We start from the raw sequence: 14,638 nt of genomic DNA on the forward strand, positions 1-14,638 counted from the left end.
ACGTTTGAACGAGGTTTTTTGCCATGGTTTCGCCTTTATACGGTCCGCTTTCGCCGTCATCATCACAGCCATCACTTCAGTCGCGGTCTCAATCGCCGTCTCAATCAAGCGCCACCAACGAAGCACAGGCGCAACGCCGTGGCTCCCCGTTCTCTGGCCAGGTAAATAACGGCCAGGCCGGTGATGGAGCGAAAGCCACAGAATCTGCCAGCAAGTCCCAGCGCCAGGTTATTCGCACGCCTGAAGATGCCATCAACGTGCTGCGTTCGCGCTTGCAGCAGCAGATGGAGCAAAGCCTGGGCAAGCTTGAAGGCCCAGGCGCCGCCGCAGCGCGCAATCTTGGCAGTGGTTTTCAGCCGCCGTCCGCCGCGGACGTGGCGGGCACTGTCCTGAGCTTTATTCAGCTGCGGCTGGAACAGGAAGCAGCGGCCGGAGCCGACCCTGAACGCCTGGCTAATCTAATGGAGCAAGCCCGCTCTGGTATTGAAAAAGGCTACGGCGAAGCCCGTGAGCAAATTGAAGCCTTGGGGTTGATGAATCCTAAGTTGGCCAGCGAGATTGATGACGGCTTCAACCGCATTCAGAACGGCTTGGACAAACTTGCCGAGCGCTTTTTGGGCCAGCCGGCACCTGCTGGCGGTGCCGAAGCGGTTAGCCGCAGCGGTATGCAGGTTGAATCCGCCTCCCGCGGCGCCTTCCGTTTTGAAGTGACCACTGCCGATGGCGACAAAGTGTCCATTCTGATGGAAGAGAGCCGTTACTCAGCGGTTCAAAGCCGTTCAACAAGCAGCGCGAGTGGTGAGTCGAATTCACTGACTGCAGTCAATGCTTCTGCCGGGCGCTACTCGTTCAGTGTGGAAGGTGATTTAGACAGTGGCGAACGCGAAGCCATTGCCGGCTTACTGGAACAGGCGCAGGGCGTTGCCGGGCAGTTTTTTCGCGGCGATGTTCAGGGTGCGTTTGAATCCGCACGGGGCTTGAATCTGGGCGGTGAAGAACTGGCCAGTTTCAGCCTGAATCTGTCTTCCAGCCGCACAGTATCAACCACGGCCTATGAGTCCACCTCTGGCCAGCCGTCACTTGCCAGCCAGCTGAGGCCGTTGGCCGGGTTGGCTCAGGATGTTCGCGAGCTTGGGCGTGGTGGTATCGACAAGGGCCTTGATACCACCACGCTGAATGATCTGGTGCAGAGAATGCTGGACGACCAGCAAGATGCGATTAACGAAAGCGCGGCCAGCAATCGCCCGATGATGGACGAATTCATTGGCGCCATCCTCAACGGTTTGCAGCCCGGTTAATCTTAGCTCAACCCAGCTCAGCTCATCCCGCCAGGTGCTGAGCCAGAAACACCAGCGTGCGGCCGCGGGCCAACGCCGCCGCACGCTGGTTGTAAGCCGGTCGCCCCCAGCAGTTGAAGCCGTGATCCACTTCCTCGTAGTTGTGAATGCTGGCGTGTTTCTGGCCGTTAAAAGCCCTGCGCACCTGATCGACGGCGCTGGTCGGTATTAATCCGTCCAGCCCGGCGTAATGGAACAATATGGGTTGGCTTATCTGCCCGGCCACGTTCAGATGGTTTTGAATCCCGCCACCGTAATAGCTGACAGCGGCGTCTGGCTTGCCGCTGGCGGCGGCCCGATAGGCCAACTGCCCGCCCATGCAAAAACCAAGCACGCCCACTTTGCCAGACACTTGCGGCAATCCCCGTAGATGTTCAATGGCGGTCACAACGTCTTCTGCCGCCTGGCTGAAGTCGGTGCCTTTCATCAGCTCAAACGCTTCGGCGGTGCCCGCTTCGGTATAGCCCAGATTGGTTCTGGTTTGTTGGCGCCAGAACACATCCGGTGCCAGCACCACAAAGCCGTCCAGCGCATACTGCTCGGCCACGGCACGAATGTGATCGTTTACGCCCCATATTTCCTGAATTAGCACCAGGCCAGGGCCTGTCCCAGCTGGTGGCAATGCCAGGTAGCCGGAAAACGTGTTTTTATCGGCGGGTGAAATCGTAATCCATTTTTCTGATGTCATTTCGATGCCTTTCAATAGCTGCCGGTTAACATTAGGCGCCTGTAAACAGATGCCGGTGAAATATGGCGAAATGTGGCGTTCGAGTGAATTATTCTGCGAATACGTTGGTCACCATGGCTAGCTTTGGAGTGTTCGTCCATCATTGCAGCTATTAGTCTTCTGATGGAACAGGATCTCGCTATGCGTTATCTATGGTTTGTGGTTGCGCTTTTCCTGTGTTCAGCCGCCCCCTTGTCAGCCCAAGGCCAGCAACCCCCTTGCCCTGATTCAGGTTGTGAAGACACAGCGCAAGCTTCGCCAGCCCAGAAAAAGCTGGCAGGCAAACCGGTTGTGGATGAGTACGCCCAGGCCCATGGCCGCGCTGAAATACGTTTTCCATTGCTGACCCAACCCGATTTGAGCGCAGACCTGCGGCCCTATATTCAGGTAGAAGATGCCCAAAGTGGCTTTTCTGTGCCTTTTGGCGTGCTCACTTGCGAAAAGCTGCTGCTCACCGGGCTTGAAACAGTGACGGCCTACACGATCAGGTTCCGCAAAGGGCTGCCATTAAGTACGGGCTCGCTGGCACCGGCGTGGTGTTAGTACCTGCCGGCCGTGCGCCGTCTTTGCAGGTGCAGTGGGTAGGCCTCCAGCGGGTCCAGGTTAAGGTGCAGGCTCTTTTACCAGCGGTGGCCCGTCGCTTGCTAGAATCGGAGCAGCTTAGCGAAAAAGGGTATTTCGACAATAACGAAAGCAAGCTGTTGCATCAGCAAGTGATTACGCTGCAACCGAATGTTTATGGCGAAGCCAGCCAGAATGTCGATATCGCGCGCAATTGCTGTTGGGTGAGACTCAATTGGCCAGCAGCCATTTTCAAGTGGAAGATTTCGTACCGGAAACCATGGAAGTGAACATTACCGGGTTACCGGCGTTTGCGGCTATTGATCAGGCGCTGGCCTTTTCAACCGAAAGCCTGTTTCTGTTTGGCGCGCCGGGTGCCGTTAGGCCCATTTCTGAACAGCTACGAGCCAATCCTACACGCCAGCCCTTCGACGCATTCGACGGCTTTGAATGTGGTGGGCTAGACGACAATTATCAGCAGCAAGCTCTGCGGGACTCGCAAACCCTGCAAATATCGGAGGCCGGCCTGGCGGATTTCGAATTCATCGCCAGTGCGTTTGAGTACATCGCCAACAGCGAACTGCCCCAACGCGTAACGGTTGGAGTAGAGCTGGAAGAAGTCCCTGGCCGGGTGACCCGCCAAAAAGAATCGGTGTTTGTCGCCACCCAATCCAGCTGAATAGTGTTAAAGCCGGCCGCCGCCCAAAGCGGATATGGCAGCAGCCCCGAGTTTTTGCTGACCAGTGTGAATGCTCGCAGCGGTCAGGTTCATTCGGATGCCTTGCGCTGGCGGCTGATTGAGGAAGAGTGGGACTATTACTGGACTCGCAGCGTTGAAGACTGGGATTACCGCATTGAGTATTACGAGCAGGGCGTTCGCGCCAGCGGCATGGTTGGAGTGAACTCAGCCAGTAATCTTGGCCAAGCGACACTGACCTTGCTGGCTTTGAGTCACGGCTGTTACAAGTTGGAGCTGTTGCCGGAAATCGGTTAACCCGCCCAGACTCGCCAGCGGCAACATTGCCGTGAGCACAGGGCAACCGTTACTCGTTAAAGCCGAAGATTTTGGTTTGGCCGGTGGTATAGAGGCTCTGCGTGAAATAGCGGGTCTATCCTCTGTAACCACTGCCGTGCCGGTAACGGAAAATTTGGTGTTTCGGGTTAATAAATAGCATCAATTTTCATGGATTAGCGGGCGAAAGAAAATCAAAGGAGATCAGCAATCGATGCTCGTCGAGATTCATAGAAGGCGAACGATGAACCATACCCGCGCCTTCGTTACCTTCCCACAGTTCGCCTTTTAATAAAGCGACATCTCCCGGTAACAGCGTTTCGATATGGTTTCCCGAAGGGTACAGGCCGCTTTCTTCGTCGCTGAGCCCGCCGTTGCCGGCGCCAAGCTTGCTGCGATTGGCACTTTGGTGGGGCAGCCAGTCAGTGCCTGTGCCCAGATAGGTGGTAATCAGACGGCAAGGTATTCGATCAACATGGAACCTTGGGCACATGGCACGGGTAGGCGTCGCAATGCGAAGGCCAATCATGTTGAGCTCAAATAGGCAGCCAAACATATCAACCAAAAAGCCGATATCTTTTTGCAGGTGAGGATAGGCCGCCAGATGGGGCAGGGCTTCTTCAACATTAGGCGTATTTGCCACGGATATTATGGTTCGATGACTGCTGATGCCTTTTTTCTGGCTCAGGGCCTGAACTTCCGCAATCAACTTGGCCCCCACGGAACGCCGCCAAACAGCCATGTTGACATCTTCTCGATAGATTTCAGCAAGGACATCAGGCAAGTCCCCAAAAACAGCTTGACGTGTTCGCGATAGATTTGGTGATGCCTTTACCGTCATACCTCGGCCTCCCAGATTGGAAACGGATCGGCCAGGTGTTGCCACTGAGTCGGCCCGGCTAGCAATTCATCGTCGGTCAGCAAGCAGTCGTCGAGCGCTTGGTTAAACTGCGACTGATCGAGATTTTGGCCTATAAACACCAATTCTTGTCGCATATCGCCGAATGGGTCTTGCCAGTTCTTCTGAATCTCGTTGAGGGAGTCTTCATCTTCCGGCCATTGGTCTTTTGGCACCGCCTTCCAGAACATACCGGCAAAACCATGGCGAGCCATGCCGCCTGCCTGGCTCCAGTGTCCAGCGAAGTCGGGCCGACTAGCGAGCCAAAAGTAGCCTTTGGAGCGAATCAGTTTGCCTTCGATACTGTTACTGTGCAGAAAGTCGTAAAACTTTTGGGGATGGAAGGGTCGGCGTGCAGTGTAAGTAAAGCTGCCGATGCCGTATTCTTCGGTTTCCGGCACGTGCTCGCCACGCATTTCCTTTAGCCATCCGGGGGCCTGCTGCGCGCGCTCAAAACTGAATTTACCTGTGCCCAACACTTGGTCGACATCTATCTGTCCTTTCTGGATAGGCACAATTTCCGCTTCGGTATTCAGCGCCTTTAGTATGGCGATCAAGCGTTTCAGTGTGCCTTCGTCAACCAGATCGGTTTTGCTTATCAGGATAACGTCGGCAAATTCCACTTGATCCACCAGTAAATCGGCAACGCTGCGCTCATCCTCTTCGCCTAGGTGTTCAGCGGTTTCCTGCAAGTCTTTGGCTTCGTCATAATCCGCCAGGAAATTCAGGGCATCCACGACTGTCACCATAGTGTCCAGCCGAGCGATATCAGACAAACTATTGCCGTTTTCATCTGCAAAGGTGAAGGTCTCCGCCACAGGCAAAGGTTCGGAGATGCCGGTAGATTCAATCAATAAATAATCAAATCGGCCTTCATCAGCCAGCTTGCGTACCTCCAGTAACAAGTCCTCACGTAAGGTACAACAGATGCAGCCGTTGCTCATTTCAACGAGCTTTTCCTCGCTACGGTTTAACTGCACCTCGTTTTTCACGGCACTGGCGTCAATGTTGATTTCGCTCATGTCGTTGACAATCACTGCCACTCGAAGGCCCTCCCGATTGTTCAGCAGGTGGTTTAAAACCGTCGTTTTGCCAGCACCAAGAAAGCCCGATAAAACAGTGACGGGCAGTTTTTTACCAGTATTTCTCATAAATCTCCGCTGCTTCTGATAAGAATTAAGAATGTTATAACATATCATAAGCTAGAGGCGAGAATACGACAACGGTTGTATTGACAATACTTTTGACGGGGCACGAAGCTTCGCCTACCGAGTCGGTAGGCGAATTCGGACGTCTACGTTCATTTATAAAAGTGCGTTATGTGGGCGTGGCCCGGGTGAGGTGATTGTCCTGAACATCGCTTTATAGCAAGACTGAAAGACCGCCCGGGATCGAATGCTGTATCAGTGTTATCGGTAAGCAGGCGCCGTTTCAACGGCTTCTGCCAGCATCTCGGCAGTAATGGGTGACAGCGTCCAGCCCAAGTGGCCATGGCCAGTATTGTAGAACACCGTCGGCAGGCGACCTGGGCCGACTCGCGGCATCATGGTGGGAAGCATGGGGCGCAGTCCTGCCCAGGGCACAACCCGCCGGGTACAGACCCCGGGGAAGCATTGCTCAACCCAGCGGGTGAGCGGGCGAATGCGGTCATCCCGAATGTTGCGATTGTAGCCGTTGAATTCTGCTGTGCCCGCAATGCGGAAACGATCATCGCCCAACCGGCTGGTGACCAGCTTGGTGGCATCGTCCAGCAGGCTAACGGTCGGCGCCGCTTGTCGGGAAGCTTCGTCGTCCAGCTCAACCGTGATGGAATAGCCTTTCACCGGATAAATGTTAACGCGGTCGCCCAGTTTCGCAGCCAGTTCCCTGCTGCCAACGCCTGCACAAACTACGACACCATCGAAGGTGTTACGAATTTGTTGTTCGCCGTCAAAAGATGTTACCCAGGCATGGGATTGATCCGCACTTAGTTCGGTAACCGTGTGGCCGTAACACGTTTTGACGCCGCGGCGCTGAATAGCATCTGCCAGGCCGCTGGTAAACTTGTGAATATCACCGGTGGAATCGCTTTCGGTAAAAAAGCCACCGTAGAAGGTGCCAGCCAGGGTGGGCTCGATTGCCTTCATTTCATCGGGCGTGACTGCTCGGCGCTCCAGACCTCCTGCTGCCAGTAATTTCGAGACGTTTGCCGCGTGATCGAAGCCGGCTTTGTCGCGATAGATGTGCAGGATGCCCTGTTCCTTCAGGTCGAAATCGATGCCTTCTTCTTTTGCCCATGAAAACAGATGCTCACGGGCAGCGATCGCCATGCGGGCAGTTTCGGTGGTGTTTTTCTCGTACTGGGGAATGGCCGCCATGAACTCGGCAAACCAGCTCAATTTGTGCCAGGAGGGCTTGGGATTAACCAGCAGCGGTGCATCGCTGTGGAACATCCATTTCATGCCTTTGATCACGGTCTGCCAGTTGTTCCAAACCTCTGCATTGGACGCCGACAATTGACCGCCATTTGCGAAAGACGTTTCCATAGCCGCATAACGATGTTTTTCGAAAACAGTGACGTCAAAGCCGCGCTTGGCCAGAGAGTAAGCGGTGGTGATACCGGTGATGCCACCGCCAATAACTGCAATATGCTTCATAACAATCTCCAGAGAGCGCCCAGGGTTAGCTACCTACCCAAAATGGTAGAAGCACCCCTTCCGTCTTTGGACCTGAGAGATTCACGAACCGGTGCAGTGAAACCGGCCGCTTGCTCCTTCGGTGTGCCGAGTGACGCAGTCATCGGCAGCTCTTCGGAAAGTTATCGTGTTAGCGGTCCCTTTTGCCTGAGAGTTTCCGGGGCAGTTGCTCCTTCGGCGCTGGCCACACAGCTGTGTGGCGCAGTCTCTCCCGCTAACACCTTTTGTCTGCAGTTTACGTCAGCTGGATGCGCAACAAAAAAGAGCAGGCTCGTTTTCCGCATTGGTTGAAGCAAGCGCTGATGTTGCTTCAGGAATTCATTTATTACAAGCCCAATTTGTGTCTGACAGCCGGCAGCGTCAACGAGCTTGGGCGGTTGGTGAAGTCGTTCATTACAAATGGTATACGAAACGGTGATGGGAAGAGCTATCTTAATACACAAAAAAGCTCGGACCTTTCGGTGCCGAGCTAAGTTGTTGGAAATATGGTCGGGACGGTAGGATTTGAACCTACGACCCCTTGCACCCCATGCAAGTGCGCTACCAAGCTGCGCTACGCCCCGATTTGCTAATTTCTGCCTGTTCAAAACGATGTTTTGGTGGCACCGGCCATTGAGACTTAAAGAGGAATCTCAGTGGCTTAGCGGGAGCGAATATTACATGAGCAGATTCCAAAAAGAAACACCAGCCGGCAAAATTATGCGAGTTTTGGTGTGAATTAACGCAATTTGGTTTCCCGCAGTTTGGACACGAATTCGGGTGGAACGAAGCTATCCGGATTGGATGCTCCCCAGTACTTGTCGAATACGGTCAGGCCGGTGTCACCTTGCAGCAGCGCGCCAGGCTCGATAAACGGAAACAGGTCCAGGTAGGAGCTAACCTCGGTTTTCGATACCCGACGAATGATGTGTTCCGGGCCTAGCTCGGAGGTGTGGTTCAGCCCACCCGCTTGCAGCAGATTTTGCAGGGCCTCTAACGTGTTTTTATGGAAGTTGTAAACCCGTTCGCTTTTCAGGGGGACATCGATTTTTTCACCGCGTCTTGGGTCTTGAGTAGCAACGCCGCTAGGACAGCGGCCAGTGTGGCAGTTCATGGCTTGAATACAGCCCAGCGAGAACATATAGCCGCGCGCTGAGTTACACCAGTCGGCGCCAAGTGCCAGTGTGCGGGCGATGTTAAACGCCGAGGTGATTTTTCCAGCGGCGCCGATTGCGATGTCTTCACGCAGATTGCAACCTACCAGGGTGTTGTGCACCAGTAGCAGGGCATCGGTCATTGGCATGCCCAGGCGGTTGATAAACTCAAGCGGTGCCGCGCCAGTGCCACCTTCGCCGCCATCCACGACGATAAAGTCAGGCCGTCTTCCGGTTTTCAGCATGGCTTTTACAATGGCAAACCACTCCCACGCGTGACCCAAGGCGAGCTTGAAGCCCACCGGCTTACCTCCAGACAGCTCACGCAACTGATCAATAAACTCCAGCATTTCGATGGGCGTCGAAAACTCTGAATGCGCTGCAGGTGATACGCAGTCTTTACCTACTTCAACGCCACGGGCTTCAGCAATCTCCGGTGTTACTTTTGCACCGGGCAAGATACCGCCGTGCCCTGGTTTGGCGCCTTGAGATAGTTTGAGTTCAATCATTTTTACTTGATCGAGTTGGGCATTTTCAGCAAAGCGTTCGGCATTAAAGCTGCCGTCTTTGTTGCGGCAGCCGAAGTATCCGGAACCGACCTCCCAAACCAGGTCGCCCCCTGGCTGGCGGTGATAGCGGCTGATAGAGCCTTCGCCGGTGTCGTGGTAGAAGTGGCCTTTTCTGGCACCGGTGTTCAAGCTGAGGATGGCGTTCGCCGACAGTGAACCAAAACTCATGGCCGAAATGTTGAATACGCTGGTGCTATAGGGCTTTGCGCAGTTTTTGCCGACGGTAATTCGAAAATCACAGGTGTTTAGCTGGGTAGGAACTATTGAATGGCTCATCCACTCAAAGCCTTCCTCATACATATTCAGCTGAGAGCCGAACGGACGCTTGTCGAGAATGTTTTTTGCACGCTGGTACACAATGGTGCGCTGCTCGCGGGAAAACGGTCGTTCGTCGGTGTCGGATTGGATGAAGTACTGACGAATTTCCGGGCCAATAGCCTCAAACAGGTAACGGAAATTGGCCATAATGGGGTAGTTGCGGCTAATCGTATGGCGACGCTGTAACAGATCGTAGGTGCCAAGGGCTGCAAGCAGGCCAAATGCCAGAGGAATCAGATAGGCGTCACCAGTCCACGCGCTGGCAATCAGCGATATCAGGAATCCGACAAGGCTTAGCGCATACGCGGTATAGCGCAAAGGGAAGGTTTTACATCTGTTCATAGGCTCCTCGCCACGGTTTTGATGTTTTGAGCTCAAAGTATTATTATTAACGTCTCGTTATGTTTTAAGGCTGTTTATTGCCTTTACCGGTCGAAATCCTGACTCGGATAGCCTGAATGTAATGCTAATGACTGAAAGAGGTGCCAATTGTGGGCAAAATTGTAAAAGACGAATATCAAACAGATTATGTAGCCGGGCAGGATAATATCCAGCCGTTCGGGCTAGATCTTCACGCACCCGTGTTTCCGATAACCGCCATTATAGTGGTGTTGTTCATTGTCGGTACCCTAATGTTTCCTGCTCTCGCCATAGAGCTGCTCGACGGTGCCAAACTTCAGATTATCAACACATTTGACTGGTTCTTTATGCTCAGCGCAAACGTGTTTGTTGTTGTCTGTTTAGCACTGATTTTTATGCCCGTGGGCAAAATCAGACTGGGGGGAATGGATGCCAAACCGGACTTCTCTACCTTGTCCTGGTTTTCGATGCTGTTCGCGGCGGGTATGGGTATTGGCTTAATGTTTTGGGCGGTGGCAGAGCCGGTAGCCTATTATACCGGCTGGTACGGCACGCCGTTTAATGTAGAGCCCAACACGCCTGAAGCTTTGGGCTTGGCCATGGGCGGCACTATGTTCCATTGGGGCCTGCATCCTTGGGCGATCTACGCCATTGTGGCCTTGTCATTGGCGTTTTTCTCGTTCAATAAGAATATGCCGCTGACCATTCGTTCCGCCTTTTTCCCGCTGCTGCGTGACAAGGTGTGGGGCTGGCCCGGGCACATCATTGATAGTCTGGCGGTGATTGCGACTATTTTCGGGCTGGCAACGTCTTTGGGTTTTGGTGCCCAGCAGGCCGCTGCCGGTTTGAATTATCTGTTTGGTGTGGGTTCAGGCATCAATGTACAGATGGCGATTATTGTTGGTGTCACCGCATTGGCGCTGTTATCTGTGCTGCGCGGGTTAGACGGCGGCGTTAAGGTGCTGAGTAATATCAACATGGCCCTTGCGGGTATCTTACTGTTCTTTATTATCTTTGCCGGTCCGACCATGTCGATTCTGGAAACCCTCTGGATAACCACCACCAGCTATGCGACCAACGTGGTTGCCTTTAGTAATCCGTTTGGCCGCGACGATGAAGTTTGGATGCAAGGCTGGACGATATTCTATTGGGCCTGGTGGATCTCCTGGTCTCCGTTTGTAGGCATGTTTATTGCGCGGGTTTCTCGCGGTCGCACCGTGCGTGAATTCATCATCGCAGTGCTGCTAATTCCCACGGTGATTACCGCCGTATGGATGAGCGCGTTCGGCGGTGCTGCGCTGGAGCAGATTCAGCAAGGCGTGGGCGTTCTGTCTAGTGAGGGCTTGACCGACGTCAGCCTGGCGACTTTCCAGATGTTCGCCAATCTTCCGCTGACTGGTATTATTTCCTTTATTGGCATTGTGCTGGTATTGGTGTTCTTTATCACGTCGTCGGATTCCGGCTCGTTGGTTATCGACAGCATTACCGCCGGTGGCAAAACCGATGCGCCCACGGCTCAGCGTGTGTTCTGGGTGGTAATGGAAGGTGCTATAGCCGCTGTGCTGATATTCGGTGGTGGTGATGATGCGCTAGGCGCTATTCAGGCTGCTTCGATCAGTGCCGGCCTGCCGTTTACGCTGATTCTGTTGGTCATGACCTGGGGCTTGCTGAAAGGTTTGACCCTCGAGCGCAAGCTGCTGATTCAGAGCGGGGAAATGACGTAATTCGCTGAGAGATTGGCGGATTAAATCATAAAAAGCCGGAAAGCGTGTATGCGCTTTCCGGCTTTTTTTTTGGCTGTACAGATGCGCGCTGGGCCTGCCAACGCATGCCGATGTGCTCTAGCGCTTGTGAAATTCTTCCATTGCAAAGCGAGCGCGGTCACCGGGGGTGAAGTGGGGGCGTTTCAGATTTTCAATGGCACGCAAGCGCGGCAGTAGGCCGCAGCCGTTGGCCATTTGAATGGCCAGCCCGGGGCGCGCGTTTAACTCCAGCAGCAGCGGGCCTTCGTCCACATCCACCACCAGGTCTACGCCCATATAGCCTAGCCCGGTCGCCTCATAGCAGCGGGAGGCCATTTCCAGCATTTCATCCCAGGCGACAATATGGATATTGCCCAAAGATAAGCCGGTGTCCGGGTGCAGAAGAATGGGGCGGTTGAACTGAACCGCGTTCAGACTTTTTCCTGTGCCGATGTCTAGGCCCACGCCTACAGCGCCTTGATGCAGGTTGGCCTTGCCGTCTGACGCTTTGGTGGCAAGCCGCAGCATGGCCATTACCGGGTAGCCCTGAAACACGATAATGCGGATATCTGGAACGCCCTGAAACGAATAGCGAGCCAGATCCGGTGTGGACTGCACCAGGTTTTCGACAATGGCCACGTCAGAGGCGCCCGCCAGCGAATACAGCCCCGCCAGAATGTTGGTCAGGTGCCGTTCTAGTACATCCACGCCAATACGGGCGCCGGAGGCTTTGACGAATTCGTCGCCATCGCGCCCGGTGACAACGGTGATGCCTTTGCCGCCAGATCCTTTGGCCGGCTTTATGGCAAAGCCAGCCAAATCCGCGGACATTTCACGGAAGTGGGAAATTTCGTGTTGTTGGCGAACCACCTGCAGAAGCCGCGGTGTTTTTACACCGTATTCGGCCACCACCAGCTTGGTTTTCAGTTTGTTGTCGACCAGCGGGTAGGCCGAACGATCATTGTAGCGGGCAATATAGTCCACATTGCGCCGGTTCATGTTCAACATGCCCAGGCGGTTCAGCGTAAACGGTGATATCCAGCCCATATTAGTCGTACACCTTCATCGGTGTGAAACGGCGCAGTTCGCTGAGTTTGTAGCCGGTGTAATTACCCATCAGCAGAATCAGGCCCAGAATAACCAGGTGTAATTCGGGGAAGTTGAAGGTCAAGTGTCCAGCCAGCGGTGCGCTCATCAGCAGGTAAGCGCAAATGGCGACAAACAGACTTCCTGTGCCTTGCCTTATGACTTCCCGTGCGCCTTCCTCCTCCCACAAAATCGACATCCGCTCAATGGTCCAGGCGATAATAACCATGGGGAAGAAGGTCACCGTCATGCCGGTATTAAAGCCCATCTGATAACCGACAACGCTCAAACCGGCGGTAATGAATATCACCAGGATGATCAACGCCGAGATCCGTGAAACCAGCAGCAGGTTCAGGCTGGAAAGGTAGCTGCGCATTAACAAGCCAATGGCGACCACCGACAAAAATGCCACCAGCCCGGGTATCAAAGTGGTCTGCACAAACGCTACCGCAATCAGTACTGGCATGAAGGTGCCGGAAGTGCGAATACCGATCAACATGCGCATGAAGGCCACCACCAGTGCCCCCAAAGGCAATAACAGCAGCATGCGGAACATGCCCTGTTCTTCAATCGGTAGTTCGTAAAAACTCAGAAAGCCGAGGCCGGTCTCTTCAGATTGCATGGCTGCCAGCTGAATGGCGGGAATGGTCTGGCGCAGCATAGAGAAGCTGATCTCGGAGTTAGCGCCGCCCACCACGTCCAACAGCGACGCGGATCCCTGGCGCCACAACAACAGGTCTTCCGGCACGCCCTGTTCAGCGGTGCGGGGGTCAAAGGTCAGCCATTCTTCGCCGGTGTAAATTTGCAGGAACGCCAGCAGCGGCTGGCGCCGGCGAGCGTCTTCCAGCTTCAGGCCATCGGCGGCGCGAGCGGGTATGCCAGAGAAATTCAGCATATCGACCAGTAGGTCGAGATAATTTTCGCCGGCCGTTAAAAGGATGGTGTTCTGGGCACCGGTATCTGGTTGCATCAGCCGGATCAGTTCGCGGGTCATGCTTTGTGGGTTACTGGAGCGTTGCTTGGCTTGCTCCAGTATTTCCCGAACAGCGGTGGCTTCGGGTTCTGCCCAAAACACGGTGCGCGCTACGGGTTTTACTTTGGCGGGCACGCTGCGAACGTCTGGGTCTGGTATCAACTGGACTTTGTAATACAGCGTTTGTGGACCGGTAACATCGCGCTTGGTCCACTCGGCGCGGCGCATGCCAGCTTGCTCCAGAATAGAAAAACCGTAGCCAGGGGAAGCTGCTAGTTCGCTCAAGGTATGGAAACCCGGGGGCTGATCGGGCACGTTCAGTGCAGCCGTCACAGAGCCGCCTGTGGCGTCAAAATCCACCCGCGCTTCTACCATCCATACCGGCCGTTGTTCGCCGGTCAGCCAAGGAATTCCCAGTTCAATGTGGCGCCATACGGCGAGGGAAATGCCAGTGGCAATAATCAGAAAAATCGCGATGTAAAAGGGTGTGCGCGATCGGGTGCTCATAGCGTGTCTCTGATAGCATCGGGGTAGCCGCTGTTGCCGTTGATCATGGTGTCGGGCAGTTCGGTTGCAAACTCTTTGCCAACATCAATCAGCATCACATCGCGCAGCACGTTGCGGCCAATCAGCACCTGATGGGTAAGATGCGAACGGTCGGTCAGGGTGAATTCGGCCACTTGCGTATGGTTGCCTATAACAAATTGCAATTCCACCACTACCCGGCGTTCAGGGTCGTCGACGTTTGATTGAAGAATTTTTACCCGTCGCGAGACTTCTTTTTCCAGGGTCAGCAGCCCTTCACTGCCGGGTACGGGCACATCGAAACGGACCCAGTTGCTGCCGTCACGCTCGAACTTCACAATATTTCGCGCATCAATAGAAGAGGTTTCGGCGCCGCTGTCGACCCGGGCGTCGTAAACAGTTTCTGCGGCGGTCAGAAAGAGCTTTTCAACTTCGCCGACAATGAGCTTGCCTTTGAGCTGACTGGCCACGGCCTTGGCTGCGGTGGCCGCAGGGCAAACCTGCTGTTTCGGCACGGGGGGGCATTCTGGTGCTTTAACTTGGGCACTTATGGCTTGCAGAATGGTTTCGGTGGACGCAGTTTGATCGTTGATTGCTTGCTCGAAGCGTACCTTTGCGTTGTTTTCCATGGTGACCAGCGTCGCCCGCTGGCTTTGCACCGAGGTGTTCACGGTTTCCAGATTGGATTTGGGTACCATAAAGTACTGATCTGCCGAACAGCC

Annotated in this window: 13 protein-coding genes, 1 tRNA gene and 1 riboswitch; of the genes, 5 read left to right on the forward strand and 9 right to left on the reverse strand. The window is 54.4% G+C overall.

The features are described from left to right. The first annotated feature begins 23 nt into the window (after nucleotides 1-23). Nucleotides 24-1,298 carry a DUF5610 domain-containing protein gene (locus MRBBS_RS05305; RefSeq protein WP_014870412.1) on the forward strand — a complete coding sequence of 425 codons (1,275 nt, stop codon included), beginning with the start codon at nucleotides 24-26 and terminating at the stop codon, nucleotides 1,296-1,298. 22 nt (nucleotides 1,299-1,320) lie between these two features. Here MRBBS_RS05305 and MRBBS_RS05310 read toward each other — a convergent pair whose 3' ends face one another. After that, entirely contained in the window at nucleotides 1,321-2,025 is a 705-nt protein-coding gene (locus MRBBS_RS05310) for a dienelactone hydrolase family protein (RefSeq protein WP_041635089.1), read from the reverse strand. A 180-nt stretch (nucleotides 2,026-2,205) separates the two neighbouring features. Here MRBBS_RS05310 and MRBBS_RS05315 point away from each other — a divergent pair, with 180 nt between their 5' ends. The 3 genes from MRBBS_RS05315 (at nucleotide 2,206) to MRBBS_RS05330 (ending at nucleotide 3,619) form a co-directional block, all read left to right on the forward strand. Next, nucleotides 2,206-2,607, forward strand: coding sequence for a hypothetical protein (locus tag MRBBS_RS05315; RefSeq protein WP_014870414.1), 402 nt, complete (start codon nucleotides 2,206-2,208; stop codon nucleotides 2,605-2,607). 274 nt (nucleotides 2,608-2,881) lie between these two features. Then, on the forward strand, nucleotides 2,882-3,304 hold the full coding sequence (locus MRBBS_RS05325; protein WP_144012686.1) for a hypothetical protein: 423 nt from the start codon (nucleotides 2,882-2,884) through the stop codon (nucleotides 3,302-3,304). Nucleotides 3,305-3,307: 3 nt separating this feature from the next. Beyond that, the gene (locus MRBBS_RS05330; RefSeq protein WP_014870417.1) at nucleotides 3,308-3,619 is read left to right on the forward strand and encodes a hypothetical protein; all 312 of its coding nucleotides are present in this window, start codon (nucleotides 3,308-3,310) and stop codon (nucleotides 3,617-3,619) included. A gap of 187 nt (nucleotides 3,620-3,806) precedes the next feature. Here the strand turns inward: MRBBS_RS05330 and MRBBS_RS05335 are convergent, their stop codons facing one another. The 5 genes from MRBBS_RS05335 to MRBBS_RS05360 form a co-directional block, all read right to left on the reverse strand. Further along, on the reverse strand, nucleotides 3,807-4,478 hold the full coding sequence (locus MRBBS_RS05335) for a DUF1826 domain-containing protein (protein ID WP_041635091.1): 672 nt from the start codon (nucleotides 4,476-4,478) through the stop codon (nucleotides 3,807-3,809). Then, nucleotides 4,475-5,686, reverse strand: coding sequence for a zinc metallochaperone GTPase ZigA (zigA, locus tag MRBBS_RS05340; protein WP_041635092.1), 1,212 nt, complete (start codon nucleotides 5,684-5,686; stop codon nucleotides 4,475-4,477). The genes MRBBS_RS05335 and zigA overlap by 4 nt, the downstream gene beginning before the upstream one ends. Nucleotides 5,687-5,944: 258 nt before the next feature. Continuing rightward, the gene (locus tag MRBBS_RS05345) at nucleotides 5,945-7,171 is read right to left on the reverse strand and encodes a D-amino acid dehydrogenase (protein WP_014870420.1); all 1,227 of its coding nucleotides are present in this window, start codon (nucleotides 7,169-7,171) and stop codon (nucleotides 5,945-5,947) included. A gap of 163 nt (nucleotides 7,172-7,334) precedes the next feature. Then, a riboswitch (glycine riboswitch) is annotated at nucleotides 7,335-7,434 on the reverse strand. Between the two features lie 262 nt (nucleotides 7,435-7,696). Then, nucleotides 7,697-7,773: transfer RNA gene (locus MRBBS_RS05355), tRNA-Pro, on the reverse strand. 155 nt (nucleotides 7,774-7,928) lie between these two features. Further along, on the reverse strand, nucleotides 7,929-9,572 hold the full coding sequence (locus tag MRBBS_RS05360) for an FMN-binding glutamate synthase family protein (protein WP_014870422.1): 1,644 nt from the start codon (nucleotides 9,570-9,572) through the stop codon (nucleotides 7,929-7,931). A 149-nt stretch (nucleotides 9,573-9,721) separates the two neighbouring features. On the opposite strand from MRBBS_RS05360, the gene MRBBS_RS05365 reads away from it, so the two are divergent. Next, nucleotides 9,722-11,314 (forward strand): BCCT family transporter, encoded by a 1,593-nt coding sequence (locus MRBBS_RS05365; RefSeq protein WP_014870423.1) that lies wholly within the window; start codon nucleotides 9,722-9,724, stop codon nucleotides 11,312-11,314. Between the two features lie 117 nt (nucleotides 11,315-11,431). Here the strand turns inward: MRBBS_RS05365 and MRBBS_RS05370 are convergent, their stop codons facing one another. Genes MRBBS_RS05370 through MRBBS_RS05380 form a run of 3 tightly spaced genes read right to left on the reverse strand, consistent with a single transcriptional unit; the run spans nucleotide 11,432 to nucleotide 14,614 of the window. Next, nucleotides 11,432-12,379 carry an alpha-L-glutamate ligase-like protein gene (locus tag MRBBS_RS05370; protein ID WP_007349909.1) on the reverse strand — a complete coding sequence of 316 codons (948 nt, stop codon included), beginning with the start codon at nucleotides 12,377-12,379 and terminating at the stop codon, nucleotides 11,432-11,434. 1 nt (nucleotide 12,380) lies between these two features. Further along, complete coding sequence (locus tag MRBBS_RS05375; RefSeq protein ID WP_014870424.1) at nucleotides 12,381-13,898, reverse strand: inactive transglutaminase family protein; 1,518 nt, start codon at nucleotides 13,896-13,898, stop codon at nucleotides 12,381-12,383. Beyond that, nucleotides 13,895-14,614 carry an ATP-dependent zinc protease gene (locus MRBBS_RS05380; RefSeq protein ID WP_014870425.1) on the reverse strand — a complete coding sequence of 240 codons (720 nt, stop codon included), beginning with the start codon at nucleotides 14,612-14,614 and terminating at the stop codon, nucleotides 13,895-13,897. The genes MRBBS_RS05375 and MRBBS_RS05380 overlap by 4 nt, the downstream gene beginning before the upstream one ends. Nucleotides 14,615-14,638: the final 24 nt, after the last annotated feature.

The organism is Marinobacter sp. BSs20148, from assembly GCF_000283275.1.
Taxonomy (GTDB): domain Bacteria; phylum Pseudomonadota; class Gammaproteobacteria; order Pseudomonadales; family Oleiphilaceae; genus Marinobacter; species Marinobacter psychrophilus.

Coding starts and splice junctions, on each gene's coding strand:
- MRBBS_RS05305 (WP_014870412.1), top strand. CDS start 24: ATGGTTTCGCCTTTATACGGTCCGCTTTCGCCGTCATCATCACAGCCA.
- MRBBS_RS05310 (WP_041635089.1), bottom strand. CDS start 2,025: ATGACATCAGAAAAATGGATTACGATTTCACCCGCCGATAAAAACACG.
- MRBBS_RS05315 (WP_014870414.1), top strand. CDS start 2,206: ATGCGTTATCTATGGTTTGTGGTTGCGCTTTTCCTGTGTTCAGCCGCC.
- MRBBS_RS05335 (WP_041635091.1), bottom strand. CDS start 4,478: ATGACGGTAAAGGCATCACCAAATCTATCGCGAACACGTCAAGCTGTT.
- zigA (WP_041635092.1), bottom strand. CDS start 5,686: ATGAGAAATACTGGTAAAAAACTGCCCGTCACTGTTTTATCGGGCTTT.
- MRBBS_RS05345 (WP_014870420.1), bottom strand. CDS start 7,171: ATGAAGCATATTGCAGTTATTGGCGGTGGCATCACCGGTATCACCACC.
- MRBBS_RS05360 (WP_014870422.1), bottom strand. CDS start 9,572: ATGAACAGATGTAAAACCTTCCCTTTGCGCTATACCGCGTATGCGCTA.
- MRBBS_RS05370 (WP_007349909.1), bottom strand. CDS start 12,379: ATGGGCTGGATATCACCGTTTACGCTGAACCGCCTGGGCATGTTGAAC.
- MRBBS_RS05375 (WP_014870424.1), bottom strand. CDS start 13,898: ATGAGCACCCGATCGCGCACACCCTTTTACATCGCGATTTTTCTGATT.
- MRBBS_RS05380 (WP_014870425.1), bottom strand. CDS start 14,614: ATGGTACCCAAATCCAATCTGGAAACCGTGAACACCTCGGTGCAAAGC.